This window comes from Olivibacter sp. SA151 (genome assembly GCF_054130995.1).
In genome coordinates, this window is the sequence record NZ_CP096391.1 from 3562912 (window position 1) to 3583661 (window position 20750).

A 20750-nucleotide genomic window follows, 5' to 3' on the forward strand; every position below is an offset into this window, starting at 1 on the left:
AAACTCTGTATTTTCACTGTAAAAATGCTCCAACTAGCTTACAAACCCTATTTTTTAAAAATGGAATATCCTTTCCGAATTGCGGATAACATCCGGACAGGAACTCCGATTATGCTTGTCAAAATTTCCTATAATGGCATAGATGGTTTCGGAGAAGCATCCATGCCTCCCCGTTACGGTGAAAATTTCGACACCGCCACTTCTTTCATAGAACGGCTGGAATTGACGCAATTTCGCTCTCCCTTACCAATCGACCCGATTTTATCCTATATAGACAATAGGCAAACAGGCAATCCTGCCGTTAAGGCAGCATTGGATATGGCGTTGCATGACTTGTGGGGAAAAATAACAGGTAAGTCCATTCATGAATTATACGGGTTATCCAACAGTAAGCTCCATACGGCAAAGACAATTAGTATTGAAACCCCTGAAATTATGGCGAGGCGAGTTACCGAGGCGGAAGATTTTCATTATTTAAAAATCAAACTAGGCACAACTGACGACCAAGCAATTATCCGAGCCATACGAAATGTAACCGATAAACCTTTATATATTGACGCAAATCAGGGATGGGCAAATAAAGAAGAAGCGGCCAAATTAATTGACTGGTTGAGTACGCAGGGCGTCATCTTTGTGGAGCAACCCATGCCTAAAAATAACTTTGACGCAATGGAATGGCTAAAAGGACGAAGCGCCCTACCAATTATTGGAGACGAGGGGATTCAGCGCTTAAAGGACATAGACAATGCTGAGTTATTTTACCATGGTGTAAATGTAAAACTCATGAAATCGGCCGGAATCCGGGAGGCGTATACTATGTTAACAACCGCTAGGAAAAAGGGGCTTCGTACGATGATTGGCTGCATGTCTGAAACATCATGTGCAACCGCTGCCGGCGCACAATTAGGAAGTTTGGCTGAATTTATTGATCTTGACGGAAATTTAGGTGTCACGAACGATCCATTTGTTGCTTTTCCATGCATTAATGGAGAAATCCAGGTTGATAATAGTCCAGGTTTAGGATTAAAAAGTCCGGCATGGGACACCATAGAACCATATATTGAAAACTAGTAAAGCTTATTCCCATTGATGGAAACAACACAGAGTACAAGCCCCTTAATAACAAACGATGCCGTCGTATTTGGTCTATTAATGACTGTATTGGCTTTGGTTTTTTACACTTCAAAACTACAAGCACCTTTTTGGAAACGCTTTTATAGTATTATACCCACAGTGCTACTATGCTATTTTGTTCCTGCTTTATTCAATACATTTAATTTAATTTCAGGAGAAAAGTCTGCTTTATATAGTGTTGCATCTCGTTATTTACTGCCAGCCAGTTTAGTTTTATTTACCATTGGCATCGACATAAAAGGTCTCAAACGCTTAGGCTCCAAAGCGGTTATTATGTTTTTTGCCGGCACTTTGGGCGTTATGCTAGGCGGCCCATTAGCCTTCATGGTAGTGGGATTTATTTTTCCGGACATATTACATTTCGGAGAAGAAGAAACCTGGCGCGGTTTAGCTACTATTGCCGGCAGCTGGATAGGTGGCGGTGCCAATCAAGCAGCTATGCTTGAAGTTTTCGGGGCCAGCAAGACTCTTTTTGCACAAATGATCGCTGTAGATGTACTGGTGGCCAATATTTGGATGGGGCTATTGTTATATGGTGCTCAAAAGAAAGAAAAGATCGATCGCTGGCTACGGGCCGATAACTCAGCCATCACCGATTTAGAAGAAAAAATGGAAGAGTTACACGCTAGCCAACCAAACTCATCTTCGGGGATATCAAGTTGGATCATCGTATTAGGAGTAGCCTTCGGTGCCACCGGCCTTTCCCATTTATTTGCCGATTATATTGCTCCATGGTTTGAAGTCCATTATCCACAAACTGCTCAATATTCGCTAACCAGCAGCTTTTTTTGGCTCGTAATTATCGCTACTACCTTCGGTATGGGTTTATCTTTTACAAAAGCACGTAAATTAGAACAGGATGGTGCTTCCAACATCGCTTCGCTATTTCTATATATTCTAGTTGCTACTATCGGAATGAGCATGGACTTAAAAGCACTGCTTGATAACCCAAAGTTTTTTCTAGTTGGAGTTATCTGGATTTTGAGTCACATCACCATTATGTTGCTGGTTGCTCGTCTTATCCGTGCTCCTTTCTTTTTTGTAGCCGTAGGAAGCCAGGCCAATATTGGTGGTGCCGCATCCGCCCCCATTGTCGCTGCGGCTTTTAGTCGCTATTTGACTCCGGTAGGTGTTTTATTAGCGGTTTTAGGCTATGCGGTCGGAACTTATGGAGCCTATATATGCGGAATTATACTCCAGGCGATCTCAAATTCAATATCCTAACCAAACGTGGCATGCGTTCTGAAATACACCAATGTTAGTTCTGTTCGACTTTATAATCTTTTAAGATTAAAATAGCGGCATTTGTTTCATGATGAAAGATTTCATTTGTAACGCCGCCAACAAAAAGATTGGTCAGGCTTGAACTTCCTTTTACACCCATAATTATCATATCCATCTTGTAGTTTTGAGCGTGGGCAAGGATGGCTGAAGCTATGTGTTTGCCATCTGCCCGCACAGTCTCTATCTTGCCTTCTATCTGATACTGCCTTAACCATTTTGACTTTTTCGCTTCGGTTTCTTCTTGCAAGAGCCTATTAATTTCGGATTGATTCAATCCAAGGAAAAAGTGAACGGGCGCTTTTGCTACGTGAATACAGGAAAACCGACCGTCCGGTATTCCTTTACTAAATGCCTCTCCTAAGGTATAAACTCTATTACTATATTTCGAGAAATCGATTGTACCCAAAATACGCTTTGGTTGAATAAATACGGTCTCTGGAACTAAAAGAATATCGCTAGATAATAACCGTGTGAGTTTTTGTGAAAGTGCCCCACTTCCCTCTAAATGTTGCTTGTTTCCTAAAATCACCAAATCGATCCGCTCATGTTTAGCTATTTGGTCAAAAGCATTTTCACTGAACTCCGCAGTTTCTACACGTATCTCATGGCTAATTGAAGCTAGCCTTACATCTTTCAACTGACGCTTTATTCGCTCCTTTACGCGCTCCTTTATTTTGGACAAAGTAGATGGGTGTTTAAATTCGCTCGGTAATTCACGAAGACGGATATTATGTAAAAAAAATAACTTATTTATAGATAACACATCCAAAAGGCCGTAGAGATAATTGACGAGCACTTGGTCCATCTCCGACATATCCATTGCGATCAACACATTGTTATTGTCTTTTGTTATCATTATTCTCTATCATGAATTGGATCGTTGCTGTCCAACAATCCCTGTACAATTTCCTTATAGCTTTTTTCTTGATGCAATCTTTGTTTTTTCAACTGTTTTCTATGCGCTTCACTTAAGCCTTTAAGTAAACTATAACACATCAACAAAATAATCATAGCGAAAGGCAACCCTGCTATGATTACCGCAGTTTGTAAGGCATTCAATCCTCCACCCCAGAGTAGTACAATAGCGATACCTCCTTGCAAGAAGGCCCAAAACACTCTTTGCAAAGCTGGTGTATGCTCCTTTCCTCCAGATGTTATATTATCTACAACTAAGGACCCCGAGTCTGAGGAAGTAATAAAGAAAAAAGCAACTAAACAAACAGCAATAGTTGACAAAATAGCCGTTAACGGTATTTTTTGCAGAAAAACAAATAGGGCTGTTGAAATATTATCATTTACGGCCGTTATCATGGATAGGTCTCCATGCAAGATCATATGAAGTGCGGTACCTCCAAAGATAGTCATCCATAAAAGTGTTAATAACGCGGGGATTAGTAAAACACCTAAAACGAACTCCTTAATCGTACGTCCTTTTGATATACGCGCTATAAAACTTCCGACGAATGGCGACCAGGCAATCCACCACGCCCAGTAGAAAACTGTCCATTTATTTTGCCATCCACTTTCCTGATAAGCGTCATTCCAAGTACTTATCTCCACGAGATTTGCCAAATAAGTACCTACATTTTGAACAAAGCTCTTCAGTATAGATAAAGTTGGTCCTAAACAAAAAATGAGCAACATAAGTAAAAAAGCGAGAACCATATTTCCATTACTCAAGAGTTTAACCCCTTTGTCAAGGCCTGAAACAACCGATAATGTAGCAATTGATGTCACGACAAAAATTAGTATCCCTTGCGTGGATATCGCCATATTCCAATCAAATAAATAATGCAAGCCGGCATTCATTTGTTGAACGCCCAAACCCAGTGAAGTAGAAAGGCCGAACAAAGTTGCAATGGCAGAAAAGATATCGATTGCATGTCCCCACCAACCGTGAATTTTTTCGCCTAAAAAGGGATAAAATAAGGATCTAAACGTTAACGGCAACCCGTGATTGAATGAAAAAAAAGCGAGGGCCAAACCAACAATTGAATAGATTGCCCATGCATGCAAACCCCAGTGCAAGCTTGTGTATTCCATCGCTTGTATAGCCTTTCTAGAACTGTCTAATACTTCCCTGGGAGGGTTTGCAAAATGAGAGACCGGTTCAGCAACACTAAAGAACATAATTCCGATTCCCATACCTGCGCTGAAAAGCATGGCAAACCATGAAACCGTGCTAAATTCAGGCTCTGCCTCTTCACCACCAAGTCTTATATTTCCAAACTTACTGAAGGCCAAGTACAAACAGAAACCTAAAATAGTATTCACCGTGATAATAAAAAACCATCCGAGGTTGTCCGTTATAATATACTGCGTTCTAGTGAACCATTCGTCCACCGAATCTTTAAAAATAAGACAAAGTAAGATGCTTAAGAACACGAACCCGATGGTGCAGTAAAAAACCGGCGGATTGATCTTAAAATTCAATATGCTTTTTTTCACCATAGTATATTCCTTCAGCAGGAAGTATAACTAAAAACAAGAACTTATCAAAGAAAAAAGGTTACTAATCAGAACATATTGCTCCTATATACAAAAACCGTCCACCGAAGTAAACAATTTTTTAAGGAAGACGTTTCCCTTCTACACATAGTTTTCCAAATAGTTGGCATAACACCTCCATTTTATGAATGCTTATTGCGACTGATTTCTCTTATCCTCGTCAATTCTGAAGGAGACTTTACAAACGGCGCCATATGTTGTTATCTGATCATCCTTCACATGCACCTTGAAATCCTTTACATATACAGAGTCAACATTTTTTATTGTTTTTGTGACTTCTTTCACTGCATTTTTTATAGCATCATCAAAACTCACTTCTGATGAAGCAATCACTTCTATTACTTTTACTAAAGCCATAACTTACTCCATTTATATAGTTAAACATCTATTTATAATATTTTCCTGAATCATCTTGGATAATTTGTTCTATTTCCGCTGAGGTAAGGGCTACTACACTTCCATACTTCTTTGCTTCGCGGTCGTCTAAGTAAGGTTCCAATAAGATAAAAGGTTTCTCGGAGCCCTCTGTTAAACCGACATTTTCTGACCGAGTTAAATGCACATGCTTATATCCTGTATCTCTCCACTCCTTTAAGGCATTTCGATCAAATCTATGCAGTTTCATACGGTTATATATTAACACATTAATACATCACTATTGATTAGAGCAAATATGTTTCCTTTTAACCGATTTAGGGATTTTTATTATGTTTTGAATTTGAGGATAAGGGTATCGCGCTATTATGGACAACAAGTAAAAAACGTTATAATTTGGCAAATTTTTGCAGGTGTCCTAAAAATAGCATAAAATGTTTACTATTGTAATCGCCTTGGAAAATAAACCGTAAGATATTAGAGTAGACGGGGCTGGCTACCGAGATGGTTCACATATGACATTCTATAAGAATTTTGGCATAGCCTTTGTTTCTAAAAGAGTAGGTTTAGGTTGATTAAAAAATGAAAAGTCCGGTATCCCCAAAAGCCGGGCTTTTCTATTTAAAATTCCTTCCTTCAGGAAAGATCTTTTTCTGTGAAATATTCTGAATTTGACTTTCTTTATCATGGATGGGGCCCAATTCTTTATTAGTTTCATGAGCTGTTAGTAGACCCAAAAATCTTGAAAGATCAAAACAACGTCTTACAATAACATGTACCACCTCGCCCTCGCGTTGAAGCTTTCCTTCTACCATTAGCAATTTAGCTCTGAGGATTTCCTTTCTATATTTCTCAAATAATTTTTGAAAGACCACTAGGTTGCTGCATCCAGTCTCGTCTTCCAATGTTATAAAGCAGATCCCACTTGCTGTTCCGGGGCGTTGCCGTACTAACACCAAACCCGCAACCTTTACCGTAACACCATCATTCCTCTCAGCTAAATCTTGAGCCGGCAACACATGAAGCAGGCGTAGTTTTTCCCTCACAAAACTTACAGGATGCGCTTTTAAAGACAAAGACATGGAAGCATAGTCTTGTAATACATGCTCGCCTGCGGTCATTTTTGGCAATTCAATCTGTACTTTAGATTCGTATTCAAGACCTTGATCTATAAACAATCCCTTTGGCCTTTGACGCAGCAGCGATATCTGCCACAAAGCTTGCCGACGGTCCAAGCCAAGCGACTGAAAGGCATCAGCATCCGCCAGTTTCTCCAAAGTTACCTGCAACACACCAATTTTCCATATAGAGTGAATACAAGTATAAGTTGTTTTCCGAGCGTCAATTAGAACAGCGACTTCATCCTCCCGCAAACCTTTCACCTGACGGAAACCGAGCCGCATTGCATGAAACTCGCCTATTTTTTCCTCTAAGCTATTATCCCAATAAGAATAGTTCACATCAACCGGTAATACAGTAACGCCATGCCTTTCTGCATCTATTACAATTTGAGCGGGTTGATAAAACCCCATAGGCATGCTATTAAGCAGTGCACAAGCAAAAACTTCCGGATGGTAACATTTTATCCAGGCAGAAACATAGACAAGCAGGGCAAAACTGGCGGCATGGCTCTCAGGAAAACCATAGCTTCCAAAGCCTTCCAATTGTTTAAAAATCCGCTTAGCAAAATCCAAGGTATATCCGTTTCTTACCATACCTTGGATCAGCTTTTCTTCAAAATTTGTGACAGTTCCCTTAGCCTTGAATGTAGCCATACTGCGACGTAATTCATCGGCCTCTGCCGCCGTAAAACCCGCTGCCACCATGGCTATTTTCATGGCTTGCTCCTGAAAGAGCGGGACACCTAACGTTCTTTTTAAAATTTCTTCAAGCGCCGGAGAAGGATACTCCACCGCTTCTTCTTCTCTACGGCGCCGCAAAAAGGGATGTACCATATCTCCCTGGATAGGACCCGGTCGTACAATCGCCACCTCTATTACTAAATCATAGAAATTTTCAGGTCTGAGACGTGGCAACATGGATTGTTGTGCACGGCTTTCTATCTGAAATACACCAATTGTATCCGCACGACTGATCATCGCATAGACTTTAGGATTTTTCTCGTCAATTGAAATATTCGCCAATGAAAGATCGATACCTTTGTGCTGCTTAACTAAATTAAAAGCCTTCCGGATACAGGTAAGCATTCCTAAGGCCAGAACATCGATCTTAAGAAAACCCAACGCTTCTATATCGTCCTTATTCCATTCGATGCAAGTACGATCTTCCATACGGGCATTCAAGATTGGACATAAGTGGGAAAGTTTTCCCTGGGTAATGACAAAGCCGCCCGTATGCTGCCCAAGTTGACGAGGAAAACCAACGTATTGTTGCGTAAGCTGTAAAACTTTTCGAAGATGGGGATCCCTGGCATCAAATCTGTATTCGGTTATATGTCTTTCATCAAACCATTCAGGTGTAAATTCCCAAATCGACTTCGCGAGACGGTTAATGGTATCAACTGACAGCCCCATGGCCTTACCAACGTCTCTGATTGCACCTTTTTCATGTACTTGGGTGACTGTAGCGACAATGGCCGCACGATCTCTTCCATATTTGCGATAAATATATTGTATAATTTCTTCTCTGCGTTCATGTTCAAAATCGACATCGATATCCGGAGGCTCATTTCGAGCCGAAGAAATAAAGCGTTCGAATAATAAATCGAATTTTTCGGGATTAATTGCCGTAATTCCCAAACAATAACAAATGGTAGAATTAGCAGCTGAACCACGTCCTTGACACAAAATTCCTTGCTCATTCGCATAACGGACTAAATCATATACAGTTAAAAAATAAGCAGCATAATTCATCTCTTCAATAAACCCCAATTCATGCGCTATATTTCTTTTAATCTTGTCAGGAATTGTTTCACCATAGCGCTTTTTAGCGCCTAACCATGCAAGATGGGTTAATTCTTCCAGTGGGCTACGTCCTTCCTCTGTAATTTCTTCCGGATAAACATATTTTAATGTATCCAATGAAAATTGGCAAGCCTCAACTATTTCCTGAGTCCGTAAAATAGCATCCGGGTATTGCCTAAAAATACGTTCCATTTCTTCCGAGGATTTGAGATGACGCTCCGCATTCTGGTGTAAACGAAATCCTGCGTTATAAATAGTACATTTCTCCCGTATGCAAGTCAAAATATCTTGCAGCTCACGGCGATCGGGGCTATGATAATACACGTCATTAGTTGCAATCAGGGGAATGTCATATCGGTTTGCAAGTTGAGAAAGGCGATATATTTTTTTCATATCATCACCTGTATAAGTTCTGGTTATGGCCAAATAAAGATCCTTGCCTAATTTTATACGGTACTCTTCCACGTTTTGTATAAATAGCCGTTCAAAATTCAGATCATCATTTAACGTATCAGGCGGTACAATGACGAATTTTATACCTTCTTTAAATGCATATACGTCCATTTTATACAAATGACACGCTCCCTTTTCTGCTCTTAAATTGCCTGTACTGAGCAATGTTGACAAACGGCCGTAAGCAACCATATCGGTGGGATAGGCCAATAAGCTCGGACCATCCAATAAATCCAACCGACAAGCCGGAATGATCCGTATACCTTTTGCCTTTGCTGCCACATGCCCTCGCACAATACCTGCCAAACTATTTCTGTCTGTAATTGCTAAGGTCTTATAACCATAAAGCGCTGCCTGCTCAATCAGCTCTTCCGGATGCGATGCGCCACGTAAAAAGCTGAAATTTGTAGTAACCTGTAATTCTGTATAATCAGCCATTTGCTTATGCACTTAAGCGAAGAAACCATGAAGGTACCAGATGTTCAATTTACCTTCATTATAATGTCCAACCCTAAAGAGCCAATAACGTTGCCCTTCTGCGTCTTCAACACAATAATAATCCCGATGTTCGTTGTCTTCCAGCCACCATTCATGAGCGATACGTTCAGGGCCATCAGCCTTTTTAACAGCATGTACTTTTCCTCGATAGCGAAAAAGCATAGGCGGATAATCAGGAACGGGGGCAGTCACTTCAATCTTTTCCGGTTTAGTGAGTATTCTGATGGGGCGTGGCCGTATTAGACTCCATTCCATCCCTGGCATTTCCTGTAAGGAACTTGTTGTTTTGAACGAACGCTCCGGCCAATAATGCGCTTCCGGTATATAACGCTTTACGCAATGATCACCCCACTTAGTCTTTATTTTATCAAGTAACTCTGCCACTTCTACATGCCCAACCCCGGCCCGTTCTATCCATAACACTTCTTGCTCGGCTACTAGATGTTCTACTTTTTTAGCTTCCAAAGTAAACAACTCAATGCCAAGCGCAGGCTCCATTGTAGCTATTTTAAGTTCAAACAACTTAAAAAGATGCTGACTATGACGAGAGGCTGCACTAGTTTCTATCTCAATTTCTTCGATTTTACCATCGACACGATATCCCATAAAACATGCGGTACGTAATCCTTTTTCCTCTCGCTCCAAGCGATCACATAATCCGTCCAATAGCTTTTTCAAGGCTATCTCAATCCCTCTAACGTTTATAATGGGTTCTAAGCAAGGTAAACGCTCCTGATAAGGTTGAATAGGCTGTATTGCCTGCACATTTTCTAATGCATGACCCAACGCTTGGTCAAGACGAATGCCTATTTCATTTCCAAAGCGCCTTCTTAAAGAAGCAGAGGGGAAATGGATAATATCGGCAATTTTATGTAGTCCAAGTTTTTGAAGGAGAATAAGCAAATCTGAAGATAAACGAAGGGCTGAAAGAGGTAACCTAAGCAAAGCTGTATTCTGCTCCCCCGGAGGTATAATTGCATTTTCCCAACCAAAATGAGCTATGGCCCATGCCGCACCTATTGTGTCTGCCATTGCCATCCGTGTGTGATAACCCTGTTTTTTAAAGCTCATCTTAATGGCTTTGAGATAGGTACTCTCACCTCCCCATAGATGTGCACAACCACTAATATCCAAAACTAAACCATCAGGTGAATCAATAGCAACTACAGGCGTGTAACGAAGGCACCCTTCACCCAAGCTTTTCAATAACTTTTCAGATAAATCAGGCCGGTCGTCCAACACTTGTAAAGTGGGGCAGATAGCTCTTGCGTCTGCCACTACCATCCCTACTTTGATTCCCTGTGTCATCGCCTCACGATTAACAGCTGTGATAGCCATACGTCCTCGTTGAGGCGTTGCTAGCACAAATGCTTTTCCACTCAATTCGGGTTTGTGAATGCTAAACCAATCTGTTTTTAAATACTTAAGCCATATGAAAACAAAACGTTGTTGCATATCACCCCCTTTTCAATAATCGCTCATGCACAGAATATTTCGGTTTTGTTATTAATTTAAAGGAATTAGCGCTCCATTCCATCTGCCAACTTCCCGGTCGTCCGTTCCGTATTTTAAGCAGCTCGACCTTCCAACGGGGAAATCCAATTCCCGGTATACCGTCCTCCTCCATCCCACTAGCCAGCGGAGAAATACTCCATCGGGAAATGCAACTTGTATTATTTAAATTTTTAGGCTTATGACGAAAAACAAACCCTGTGACTTGACTTTGTTCTACAGCAAGTTGCAAACGCCTGGAGGCCAGAAGATTAATCTCTTGTAGTTCTGCTACAACAGCAATTAGTCGGTTACATTTTAAAGCTTCCTCCATCGCCCATAAAATGTCACGTTCTCGCTTCAGGTGAATAAATATAAGATGATGAGGTAGGATGTCGAATAGTTTACATGCCGGAGGGAAAAGTGTTGGTGAAGAGCTAATCCAAACACAAAGGCCTCTTTGCTGCATAAGTTTTCCTAAAATCCCACATATAAATCCACTGGTTGCGGCAGCCTGCTCATCGGACATACTGATGAACTCATGTATCGCTCCCGTGGGAAAACGAGCGTTGGGAAAGGCCTCTTTTATGGGTTCAAGCCCGGCATGAAAACCTGAATCGTCTAATGCCGGCTTGAACCCTTCTAAAAGAAGGATATCCTTTTGCAATTGGGCAATAATAGCTGCTCTATTTGATAATGTACGCATCAGGATTCTAAACCATAAAACCAAAAACTTTAGCAAAGTTACTAATATTATTAGTAAAACCAAATTTGATTTTATTTGGAATCCGAGTCCATTGCAACAGCTAAAAGGCTGTTCTAAAAGTTGAAAGATTCTTAAATAGATGAACGCGTCCTATTGCTTAAATAAATTTATGGTATAATCGAGCAATTCCTGACCTCCCGATTTTCCGTGCCCCGGAATGATTAGCTCTACTTCAGGATATTTTTGTTTAATCTTCATAACCGTTTCAGACCAGCTCTCCACGTTTGAATCTCCCAGATATCCCTTTGAAGCATTCATTTCTTTAATCAAACAACCTCCAAACATAACTCTTCGACTTGGGAAATAACCTATTATATTATCCTTCGTATGTCCTTCACCATTGAATTCAGCAATAATTTTTCTTTCACCTACTTTTAGTTCGAGTTTTTTATGAAAACCATGTTGAGGCATGATCAGGTTTTTTGCTTTGGCAAAAGCTATTGTTTTATTGCTAGCATAAGAAGGAATTCGATTCTTATGAAAGGCCGCCAGACCGCCTAAGCAATCATCATGAAAATGGGTTGGAATAACTGCTACTATTGTGCAATCCAAACTATCTTTAACCCAATCAATCAAAATGTCGGCTATAGAATCATTGGTTGGTGTATCAAAAACAATGGCCTCTCCTCCATCATAAACAATCATACCATTGCAGGGCACTTTCCCAAAATCGTCTGTTAACAAATAACTGGTGTGTTCATAAACATTATCTTTTACCTTTTTAATGGTAAAGTCGTCGGAGACATAACTTTTGTCAGTTTGCGCGCTCAATTTGCAGCTAAGTAAAAGAAAGGCTAATCCGTAAAAAAAACAGTGTTTCATGCAGCTTTATATTAGTAAAATGGTTAAATATCACCTGTAATTCCCCATGTAGCGTATTGCCCAGGAGAACAAAGATAGATTATTATGCTCCAAATCTATTCGATAAGCCTTTAAAAAACACCGTAAGTGTTGATTGTAATGATTGATTCAGGGACTGCTTTTCCGCAGTTATTTCACTCATCTTCACATACATATACATTTTTACGCAAAAAAAACACAAATACAAAATGCCATTTTAGGTTTCTCATCCTAAAGCTTTACCTTTGAAACGTACCAAATAGATTTTGTTATGGTAAGTTCAACAATAGGATCTGTTATAACCAACAACAGTGTACATCCCGCTCATCCTTTCATCAAAACACTAATGGCTATTGCCAGAGGAATGAAAAAAGACGGCTTTTCCGATGCTGAAATCGCAAAGGAGACTAATTTATCCCTTACATTGATCACTAAACTTAAGCAGAAACAACCAACAACACCATAAGTTGGATCGATAAGAACGGTGTAGACATACGAATCAAATTAGCCTAAAATGTTCCTAACTGTGTGATTGCAATTGTTTGGAAGATTCTACTGAACACGCACATATCGCTCGATAATCTCACGATTAATGCCTTCGCTTTCCACCTTTTCCGTTCCTTTCTGCACGAGTGTATCATTAAGAATAGTAACTTGAAAATTAAAGGTATTCCCCTCCCAATTTCGATTAGCATAAAAGTCTAAATATTCGGTATAAGCATTTCCTTTCAGCGTATATCTACCACCGCCGGCGTCAAAATGATGGGACGAATCTTTAGGTGTATTTTCATCATGTCTTAAAAAGGCGAAGTGAGAATCGTTAATAATTTTTATCATACTTGTCCCTTTGCTATAATCGGTCGTAACGCTGTCTTTGCCTGTAACGACGGTGGCAGACAGCAATTTCCAAGTACCCTTTATAGGTACGAGCGAATGATCAGATCCTGTGCAGGAGCATATTCCTACAAAAAGCGTTATAATTGGCCAGTTTAGTTTTTCCATTTGATAAAATTATAAATAAGAACGGATGAACGCAACATAAACATTATCAGATATTAGCCGTTCCACATGTCAAATTGTCCTTCAACCTAATTGCCTTACTACCTAAAGCCGCCAAATTGACCTAAGATCGCCTATACAACGATTTGGTATATTACTTGATAGCTTTAGGTAGAAATAGTTTCATTTTCTTGGTAAATAAATAATTAAATTTAAAAAAGGAGGTTATTTATGTCACTGATTAAAAGAAACGGAAGTAATTTTCCATCATTTCCGGCATTTTTTGATGATCTTTTTGCCAGCAATCTCTTTGACTGGAACAATAGCAATTATTCATCCACGCAAACAACAATCCCATCGGTAAACATCCGGGAAACCCATGACAATTTTGAAGTTGAAATGGCAGCTCCCGGCATGAGCAAGGATGACTTTAAGGTAGAGCTTGATGGCAATACCCTGACCATTTCTTCAAGTAAAAAGCATGAGCAAGAAGATAAGCAGGACGGCTACAGCCGAAGGGAGTTCAGTTATCAGTCATTCCAACGCAGTTTTACTTTACCCAAAGACGTCGTTGATGAAGATAAAATAGGTGCTCAATACGAAAATGGTTTGTTACGTTTAACCATTCCAAAAAAAGAGGAAGCAAAGAAAAAAGCACCTCGCCTTATTGAAATTTCTTAGTAAGAAAGGCTTGTAAATACAAGCCTTTCTTATATCTGCACTTCTTACAAAGAGTAAACACACGCATTCTTGTCATTATTAATTTATTAATTTCATATGTTCTATGAAAATTGCACAAGTATCCCCATTGTTTGAGTCTGTGCCTCCTAAACTATATGGCGGTACGGAACGGGTTGTCTCCTATCTTACAGAAGCCCTAGTAGATCATGGCCATGAGGTCACTTTATTTGCATCCGGTGATTCGGTAACTCGTGCGAAACTTGTCAGTCATACGCAAGAAGCACTGCGTTTAAACCCGAAAGTAATCGATCCCTTAGCCTTTCATATCTTACAGCTACAAGAAGTGATTGAACGCGCACATGAATTTGATATTATACATTTTCACACAGATTATCTTCACTTTCCCGCTTCACAACTTTTACAAAGGCCCTGTATTACGACACTACATGGCCGCTTAGATATACCTGAGTTAAAACCACTATACGATAAATTCGACACGCAAGCTATCATCTCCATTTCAAACAGTCAGCGGAACCCTTTACCGCAGGCAGCATGGATGGATACTGTGTATCACGGTCTTCCCAAAGATTTGTATCAAGCAATTGAAACAAAAGACGACTACGTGGCATTCATTGGCAGAATATCGCCGGAGAAAAGGCCTGATAGAGCTATCGAAATTGCAGAAAAAGCGGGCTGCAAAATAAAAATAGCAGCAAAAATCGATAAAGCGGATCTATCCTATTTTCATGATCATATAAAGCGTTTGCTCCAAAAGCCTTTTGTAGAATATATCGGCGAGATCGGGGAATCTGAGAAGAATGATTTCCTTGGAAAAGCCAAAGCGTTATTATTCCCGATCGACTGGCCGGAACCTTTCGGAATGGTTATGATTGAGGCAATGGCTTGCGGCACTCCGGTCATAGCGTACGCCCATGGGTCTGTTCCTGAAATTATTGAGCATGGAAAAAATGGCTATCTTGTTTCCTCGGTCGAAGAAGCTGCATATGCCATTGAAAAAGCGTCCGCTTTAGATCCACGAATGATTAGACGTTTATTTGAAGAACGCTTTAGTTCAGATAGAATGGCCCAGGATTATGTCCGTAATTACGAACTATTATGTAATAGGCATCGTATATCTGTAAGTCATCATTCAAAAAAATTCGATTCAATAGACAGCAAATTAACAGCGTAATATTGGAACTATGGAAAGTTACGAGGAGAAGTTTAACGTTTTAAATCATTGCGATACCTTTGCTATACTTAACCGTTGGGGCAATATAGATTCCGGCGGCAACCAAATTCAAGGAATATATAATCGGGATACACGCTTCATTAACCACTTACATCTGTTACTTAACGGAATGCCCCTTGATTTACTCAGCTCAAGCATTACCGAAGAGAACGAGACACTGTCTACCGACTTGAGCAATCCCGGGTTTACATCTTTAAATGGTATCAAGGTCGCCGCTGCTTCGCTACATATTCATCGAAGCCAATTTTTAAAAGATGAGGTTTTTCATGAAAAACTGGATATTCAAAACTATCTGGATCATCCCTGTTCTGTTAAGTTGTCTTTAGTTATTAAGGGCGACTTTGCTGATATTTTTGAAGTACGGGGTGTAAAACGCAAAGCAAGAGGACGACTTATGCCCTTGACCAAAAGTGAGGATGGGCAGTTAGTGATCAGCTATGAGGGACTGGACCATATTAGGAGGAAGGCGATTATATACTTTTCGCAGCCATTTGAAGCAGATTTAGCGCATCAATTGCTTCATTTTCCACTCGACTTAGCAGCCAAAGGTTTCGGTCAACTGGAATACGCCATTCATTTTGAGCAAACCGGACGAGCATCGCAACCGAAAATCGCCTATGGAACGGCAAAAGACGAACTGATACCTAGGTTAAAGCATAAAAATGCATACTTCCCTATTATTGAAACGAGCAACGAGCAATTTACACATTGGCTGAATCGTTCACAGGCTGATTTAGTCTCCTTAATGGCAGAAACACCTTACGGTAAATATCCTTACGCCGGTGTCCCTTGGTACAATACAGCTTTCGGACGGGATGGCATCATCACCGCTTGGCAGACATTGTGGCTCGCCCCACAATTGTCTAAAGAGGTATTGCTCTTTCTTGCCGCACATCAGGCCGAACAAGAAGACAAAGCTTCAGATGCTGAACCAGGAAAAATACTGCATGAGATGAGAAATGGCGAAATGGTTGCGTTAAACGAATTACCTTTTAAAAAATATTACGGAACAATTGATGCTACCCCACTTTTCATTATGTTAGCTGGCGCTTACTATCAACGCACAGGCGATCTTTCTACAATGAAGCAATTATGGCCCCACATTGAAGCTGCTTTAAATTGGATCGACAACTATGGTGATTTTGACGGTGATGGTTTTGTAGAGTATCAACATAAAGCGGAAAAAGGATTGACTAATCAAGGATGGAAGGATAGCTTTGATGCCATATCACATGCTGATGGTACACTGGCCAAAAGCCCTATTGCCTTATGTGAAGTTCAGGGGTATGTATATGCCGCCAAGAAATCCGCATCCTATATAGCATACGCCTTAGGTAAAACAGCCGTTGCACAAAAACTGAAAAAGAGTGCCCTTGACTTGAGAAAAAAATTCAACGAACAGTTTTGGATCGAAGAGAAGCAGTGCTTTGCTTTAGCGCTGGATGGCGACAAAAAACCATGTATGATAAACACTTCGAATGCGGGGCATGCGCTGTTTACGGGGATTGCCTATGAACATTTGGCATCAAAACTTGTAAAAACCTTACTCCATCCCGATCTATTTGCTGGTTGGGGTATCCGCACATTAGCAGCAAATGAAGCGAGATACAATCCGATGTCTTACCATAATGGCTCTATTTGGCCTCACGATGTAGCGCTGATAGCCAGTGGATTTGCAAAATATGGTTTTGTCGTTGAAGCAGCCCGATTAACGACTGCGTTGTTTGACGCTTCGCTCTTTATTCCTCTTCAACGATTACCTGAACTTTTTTGTGGTTTTGAGAGACGTCAGGGTGAAGGGCCAACGGCTTATCCGGTAGCCTGCTCCCCGCAGGCGTGGTCCGTATCTTCGGTATTCTTGTTGCTACAATCATTGCTTGGTTTAGAAATTATTCCTGACAAAAAAGTTATTCGTTTTAATAAACCTTACCTGCCAAGCTTTCTAAGCTGGATAAAACTAAGTGGTATCCAAGTAGACAGTTTACGAATCAACTTGGAGGTTCTAAGGCATAAAAGCAACGAGCACGTAAGCATATACTGGAACAACCAACCCAAAGATTGGAAAATGGAAGTAAGCATGGAATAATGATCAATATATCATTCGTAGGGTATGATCGAAAGACGTACAAAAAATTGTAAATTAGCTGAGGTAATGATTAACGATGGCTTCAAAAGACGATATAATATTTTTAAAGAAGGCAATTGATTTAGCGGTAACAGGTGTTAAACAGAACAAAGGAGGGCCTTTTGGGTGTATCATTGTAAAGGACGGCAAAATAATCGGCAAAGGATGCAATTCAGTGACATCTACTATAGATCCTACCGCACACGCGGAGATTGTAGCTATACGAGATGCCTGCAAACACCTTGGTGAATATCAATTGGATGACTGCACACTCTATGCTTCTTGTGAACCATGCCCTATGTGCCTAGGCGCGATCTATTGGGCGCGGCCATCGCGTGTAGTCTATGCGGCGACAAGATTTGTAGCAGCACAAGCTGGCTTTGATGATGCTTTTATTTATGAAGAAATAAATTTAACAGGAACAGAAAGAAGAATTCCCTTCGAATTTCGACAAATTAACGAATCACAGGCGCCTTTCTTAAGCTGGGAGCAAAAAGAAACGAAAGACCTTTATTGATCTACTCGTTAATCCTCAGCTAGTTCACTGTGTTAAAATATTAAAAGCGTTATTAATTAAGTAAGCGTTGCCAGCTCTATACAATATCGATCGATGCACTTGAGTTAAGCGTAGACATGTTGGCGATCTGTGAAATAAGTAGTTCTGCCACCTATCTTTTCCGTTCGGATCGGATTACCTTGTGGATCTTCTTTGGCCTTCACACGATGAACCTTCATAAAATCGCGAATTTCACCGCTTATGATATCGGGGTGTTCTTTTAATATCATTTTTTCCGCCTGCAATAAAACTTCTTTAATACTTTCCACTAATTCGCTTACTTTTTCTTTTGGTATTTTATTGGCGATAGATTGCGGTGCAATCTTTGCCTCCCAAAGAATTTCATCCGCATAGGCATTTCCAATACCACCGATTATATGTTGATCCATTAGAAGTGTTTTTATAGTTGCCTTGCTGTTTTGAAGGATCATATACAGTCGTTCAGCATGCAGATCATCCGACAAAGCATCTACCGACGCTGTCCGCTTCGGATTTAGCTGAATATGGGCCATCTTTTGAAAGTCTGTTATGAAGAGCGTTTGAGCCTTTTCGAATTTCAAGGATAATAGGGCATACTTAGGGTTTTCTTCGTTGGTATATACCAGTTTACCGTGAAGCATTAAATGAAGAGATAATAATGCATTTTTTCCGAAATCGAAATAAAGTTGTTTTCCTAAGCGATATACTTTCTTTAATTCACGTTTTTCCAAAGCTTCTTTGAGCTCTTTTTCCGGAACACTGACTTTTTTATGCTCATGAACATGTATCCGTTCCAGTTTTTTCCCCTTAAGGATTCTCGTAAGGTTTCTACTAAAAACCTCTAAATCGGGTAATTCCGGCATAACTCCTCCCTACTATAAATCAACAATAACTGTATATAGGAACAGTTATAAATACAAAAAGTTGTATTTTTTTACAATCTTAATCGGAAAAGCAACTTATCGAATATGATTTGGTCGTCTACGATTAGCGATAAATTTAAGCCCTCTTCTTCGGAGTGAAATGTTAATTGTCCGTCGTTCACTTTTAGCCGATATTTCCTGAAAAGAGTTAAGCAATCGATCATAGGTAATAAGCCCAGCTATTTCACGCTTTCTATCGATGACAGGAAGGCAGTGCTTATTTTCTGTTAACATAACGTTCAATGCAGCTCGTAGGCTGTTATCTGTATAAAGGGGCTTAACCGGTTTTTCAATTAGCGTACTTACTTGTGTTTTGTCATCGCCGGTAAATTTATATAGCTCTTTTGTAGCGATAAGCCCCACATATTGTTGTTCCTCATTAACAATGATCAAATAATCGGGTCTTTCCGTCGATTTATTGAACCAATCTTGTGCTTCCAGGATACTTACTGTCTCCAACACGGTCACAGCTACCTGCTCCATTATTTGGCCAACATTAACCATTTCCAATAAATTCGGTTCATATTCATCAGGGGTTAAAACACCGCGTCGACTAATTTTTTCAGTCATGATTGTATTGCGCATAAATAGATAGGATACCGTATAAGAAGCAACACAGGCAGCAAGCAAGGGAATAAGGGCGTTAAAATGACCGGTCGTTTCCAATGCAAATAAGATAGAAGTAAGCAAGGCTCTTGATGCACCTGCAAACATGGCTGACATGCCAATCAGAGCAGCCAGGGCCAGGTTAATATCCAAATCGGGCATTAAATGTTTAAAGACCATGGCAATTAGCACGCCTAAAGCAGCTCCAATCGTTAACAACGGAGCTAATGTCCCGCCTGACGTACCGCTACCTAAGGCTAAAACCCAGGAAAGATATTTAAAAACACACAACGTCAGAACAAAATACAGCGGCATCTTACCCGAAAGGAGATCCGTAATATTTTCATAACCAACGCCCAGTGTGCGAGGAAAAAAATAGCCAATCAGTCCTACAGCAATTCCACCGATTGCGGGCCACCATACCCAATGTATTGGCAATTTTTCAAACAAATCTTCAACCGCATAAACCGACTTGGTCACTAAAATTGCCAAAAAACCGATCAGCAATCCCATTAAACTATAAAAGAAAATCGATACGTTCGAAACCACATCGATGTTGGCACCGCTGAAAAACACAGGAACGGCGCTGAATAATAAGTGATGTCCTGCCGCACCCGTTATACAGGCCAGTGCTACAGGAATAATGGAACGAGGTGTAAATTCGAAAAGGAGTAACTCAATCGCTAGAAAAATGGCCGCTATCGGTGTCCCGAATATGGCTGTCATTCCTGCCACGGCTCCTGCTGAAAGCAAAATTTTCCGTTCCGTATGCGTGATGCGTAATAACTGACCTAAAGTCGAACCTAAAGCCCCACCGGTAGCAATAATCGGCCCTTCAGCACCAAAAGGCCCACCGGTTCCTATCGCTATTGCTGAGGAAATTGGCTTTAGGTAAGTGATAGTAGGACGTATCTTGCTCTCATTCGTCAGAATTTGCTCCATGGCTTCGGGAATACCATGACCTCGAATTGCCTTTGACCCATATTTAGCCATTAATCCTACAATAATACCGCCCAACGCAGGTATAGCGATGACGATCATTCCCAATTGATTATGGGCAGGAGAAACCTCATGAAATGATAAGTTTTGATAGAACGATAAGTTGGTTATTAGACTGATTAAATAGACTAAAAAACGAGCAATTAAACTGATGGCTGCTCCTACAGCTACGGCATAACAAGATATCATGATTAATCTTTTCTTGTTCCTTACTTGCTGAGGATAAATGGCCTCCGACTCCAAAGTGGATGACAAGGAAACGGAAATAGGAATTCCGGACTTCTTAGTTGACATGTTATAAATTTGATGCAAAAATATGACTTATATCATATTTTAAAAAATCTTTCCATCAATTTT

At 40.3% G+C, this 20750-nt stretch carries 18 protein-coding genes; 7 read left to right on the forward strand and 11 right to left on the reverse strand.

Going from position 1 to position 20750, the window contains the following annotated elements:
• The first annotated feature begins 60 nt into the window (after positions 1–60).
• Together M1D52_RS14760 and M1D52_RS14765 are read left to right on the forward strand one after the other, a co-directional pair.
• A complete protein-coding gene (locus tag M1D52_RS14760; RefSeq protein ID WP_437392883.1) occupies positions 61–1071 on the forward strand; it encodes a dipeptide epimerase in 1011 nt (336 codons plus the stop codon).
• Between the two features lie 18 nt (positions 1072–1089).
• The gene (locus M1D52_RS14765; protein WP_130857853.1) at positions 1090–2358 is read left to right on the forward strand and encodes a DUF819 family protein; all 1269 of its coding nucleotides are present in this window, start codon (positions 1090–1092) and stop codon (positions 2356–2358) included.
• 34 nt (positions 2359–2392) lie between these two features.
• Here M1D52_RS14765 and M1D52_RS14770 read toward each other — a convergent pair whose 3' ends face one another.
• The 8 genes from M1D52_RS14770 to bla all read right to left on the reverse strand — a co-directional run bounded on the left by M1D52_RS14770 (position 2393) and on the right by bla (position 12255).
• Positions 2393–3274, reverse strand: coding sequence for a universal stress protein (locus M1D52_RS14770; protein ID WP_130857854.1), 882 nt, complete (start codon positions 3272–3274; stop codon positions 2393–2395).
• Positions 3274–4869 carry a BCCT family transporter gene (locus M1D52_RS14775; protein WP_437360384.1) on the reverse strand — a complete coding sequence of 532 codons (1596 nt, stop codon included), beginning with the start codon at positions 4867–4869 and terminating at the stop codon, positions 3274–3276. The genes M1D52_RS14770 and M1D52_RS14775 overlap by 1 nt, the downstream gene beginning before the upstream one ends.
• A 189-nt stretch (positions 4870–5058) precedes the next feature.
• Positions 5059–5283 carry a dodecin family protein gene (locus tag M1D52_RS14780; RefSeq protein WP_013666510.1) on the reverse strand — a complete coding sequence of 75 codons (225 nt, stop codon included), beginning with the start codon at positions 5281–5283 and terminating at the stop codon, positions 5059–5061.
• A 28-nt stretch (positions 5284–5311) separates the two neighbouring features.
• A complete protein-coding gene (locus M1D52_RS14785) occupies positions 5312–5551 on the reverse strand; it encodes a hypothetical protein (protein ID WP_130857856.1) in 240 nt (79 codons plus the stop codon).
• A gap of 367 nt (positions 5552–5918) precedes the next feature.
• Entirely contained in the window at positions 5919–9116 is a 3198-nt protein-coding gene (locus M1D52_RS14790; RefSeq protein WP_437392884.1) for an error-prone DNA polymerase, read from the reverse strand.
• 12 nt (positions 9117–9128) lie between these two features.
• Positions 9129–10631: a Y-family DNA polymerase gene (locus tag M1D52_RS14795; protein WP_437392885.1), complete on the reverse strand. Its 1503-nt coding sequence runs from the start codon at positions 10629–10631 to the stop codon at positions 9129–9131.
• 1 nt (position 10632) lies between these two features.
• Positions 10633–11373: an ImuA family protein gene (locus tag M1D52_RS14800; RefSeq protein WP_437392886.1), complete on the reverse strand. Its 741-nt coding sequence runs from the start codon at positions 11371–11373 to the stop codon at positions 10633–10635.
• A 150-nt stretch (positions 11374–11523) separates the two neighbouring features.
• Positions 11524–12255 carry a subclass B1 metallo-beta-lactamase gene (gene bla / locus M1D52_RS14805; protein WP_437392887.1) on the reverse strand — a complete coding sequence of 244 codons (732 nt, stop codon included), beginning with the start codon at positions 12253–12255 and terminating at the stop codon, positions 11524–11526.
• A gap of 289 nt (positions 12256–12544) precedes the next feature.
• On the opposite strand from bla, the gene M1D52_RS14810 reads away from it, so the two are divergent.
• A complete protein-coding gene (locus M1D52_RS14810; protein WP_013666505.1) occupies positions 12545–12739 on the forward strand; it encodes a carbohydrate-binding protein in 195 nt (64 codons plus the stop codon).
• An 86-nt stretch (positions 12740–12825) separates the two neighbouring features.
• Here the strand turns inward: M1D52_RS14810 and M1D52_RS14815 are convergent, their stop codons facing one another.
• Positions 12826–13275: a hypothetical protein gene (locus M1D52_RS14815; RefSeq protein WP_130857862.1), complete on the reverse strand. Its 450-nt coding sequence runs from the start codon at positions 13273–13275 to the stop codon at positions 12826–12828.
• A 228-nt stretch (positions 13276–13503) separates the two neighbouring features.
• Here M1D52_RS14815 and M1D52_RS14820 point away from each other — a divergent pair, with 228 nt between their 5' ends.
• From M1D52_RS14820 to M1D52_RS14835, 4 genes are all read left to right on the forward strand, one after another.
• Positions 13504–13953 (forward strand): Hsp20/alpha crystallin family protein, encoded by a 450-nt coding sequence (locus M1D52_RS14820; RefSeq protein WP_013666503.1) that lies wholly within the window; start codon positions 13504–13506, stop codon positions 13951–13953.
• 103 nt (positions 13954–14056) lie between these two features.
• Complete coding sequence (locus tag M1D52_RS14825) at positions 14057–15145, forward strand: glycosyltransferase family 4 protein (RefSeq protein WP_437392888.1); 1089 nt, start codon at positions 14057–14059, stop codon at positions 15143–15145.
• A 10-nt stretch (positions 15146–15155) separates the two neighbouring features.
• Positions 15156–17291, forward strand: a complete 2136-nt coding sequence (locus tag M1D52_RS14830; RefSeq protein WP_437392889.1) for an amylo-alpha-1,6-glucosidase — start codon at positions 15156–15158, stop codon at positions 17289–17291.
• A gap of 76 nt (positions 17292–17367) precedes the next feature.
• On the forward strand, positions 17368–17847 hold the full coding sequence (locus M1D52_RS14835) for a nucleoside deaminase (protein WP_130857878.1): 480 nt from the start codon (positions 17368–17370) through the stop codon (positions 17845–17847).
• A gap of 104 nt (positions 17848–17951) precedes the next feature.
• Here the strand turns inward: M1D52_RS14835 and M1D52_RS14840 are convergent, their stop codons facing one another.
• Together M1D52_RS14840 and M1D52_RS14845 are read right to left on the reverse strand one after the other, a co-directional pair.
• Positions 17952–18728, reverse strand: coding sequence for an Fpg/Nei family DNA glycosylase (locus M1D52_RS14840; protein ID WP_437360367.1), 777 nt, complete (start codon positions 18726–18728; stop codon positions 17952–17954).
• Positions 18729–18824: 96 nt separating this feature from the next.
• A complete protein-coding gene (locus M1D52_RS14845) occupies positions 18825–20687 on the reverse strand; it encodes a chloride channel protein (RefSeq protein ID WP_437392890.1) in 1863 nt (620 codons plus the stop codon).
• Positions 20688–20750: the final 63 nt, after the last annotated feature.

Bases quoted from the DNA above. Each gene is read 5' to 3' on its own strand.
- M1D52_RS14820 (WP_013666503.1), top strand. From the start codon at position 13,504: ATGTCACTGATTAAAAGAAACGGAAGTAATTTTCCATCATTTCCGGCA.
- M1D52_RS14760 (WP_437392883.1), top strand. From the start codon at position 61: ATGGAATATCCTTTCCGAATTGCGGATAACATCCGGACAGGAACTCCG.
- M1D52_RS14765 (WP_130857853.1), top strand. From the start codon at position 1,090: ATGGAAACAACACAGAGTACAAGCCCCTTAATAACAAACGATGCCGTC.
- M1D52_RS14825 (WP_437392888.1), top strand. From the start codon at position 14,057: ATGAAAATTGCACAAGTATCCCCATTGTTTGAGTCTGTGCCTCCTAAA.
- M1D52_RS14780 (WP_013666510.1), bottom strand. From the start codon at position 5,283: ATGGCTTTAGTAAAAGTAATAGAAGTGATTGCTTCATCAGAAGTGAGT.
- M1D52_RS14815 (WP_130857862.1), bottom strand. From the start codon at position 13,275: ATGGAAAAACTAAACTGGCCAATTATAACGCTTTTTGTAGGAATATGC.
- M1D52_RS14830 (WP_437392889.1), top strand. From the start codon at position 15,156: ATGGAAAGTTACGAGGAGAAGTTTAACGTTTTAAATCATTGCGATACC.
- M1D52_RS14835 (WP_130857878.1), top strand. From the start codon at position 17,368: ATGGCTTCAAAAGACGATATAATATTTTTAAAGAAGGCAATTGATTTA.
- M1D52_RS14770 (WP_130857854.1), bottom strand. From the start codon at position 3,274: ATGATAACAAAAGACAATAACAATGTGTTGATCGCAATGGATATGTCG.
- M1D52_RS14840 (WP_437360367.1), bottom strand. From the start codon at position 18,728: ATGCCGGAATTACCCGATTTAGAGGTTTTTAGTAGAAACCTTACGAGA.
- M1D52_RS14800 (WP_437392886.1), bottom strand. From the start codon at position 11,373: ATGCGTACATTATCAAATAGAGCAGCTATTATTGCCCAATTGCAAAAG.
- M1D52_RS14795 (WP_437392885.1), bottom strand. From the start codon at position 10,631: ATGCAACAACGTTTTGTTTTCATATGGCTTAAGTATTTAAAAACAGAT.
- M1D52_RS14845 (WP_437392890.1), bottom strand. From the start codon at position 20,687: ATGTCAACTAAGAAGTCCGGAATTCCTATTTCCGTTTCCTTGTCATCC.
- bla (WP_437392887.1), bottom strand. From the start codon at position 12,255: ATGAAACACTGTTTTTTTTACGGATTAGCCTTTCTTTTACTTAGCTGC.
- M1D52_RS14775 (WP_437360384.1), bottom strand. From the start codon at position 4,869: ATGGTGAAAAAAAGCATATTGAATTTTAAGATCAATCCGCCGGTTTTT.
- M1D52_RS14785 (WP_130857856.1), bottom strand. From the start codon at position 5,551: ATGAAACTGCATAGATTTGATCGAAATGCCTTAAAGGAGTGGAGAGAT.
- M1D52_RS14790 (WP_437392884.1), bottom strand. From the start codon at position 9,116: ATGGCTGATTATACAGAATTACAGGTTACTACAAATTTCAGCTTTTTA.
- M1D52_RS14810 (WP_013666505.1), top strand. From the start codon at position 12,545: ATGGTAAGTTCAACAATAGGATCTGTTATAACCAACAACAGTGTACAT.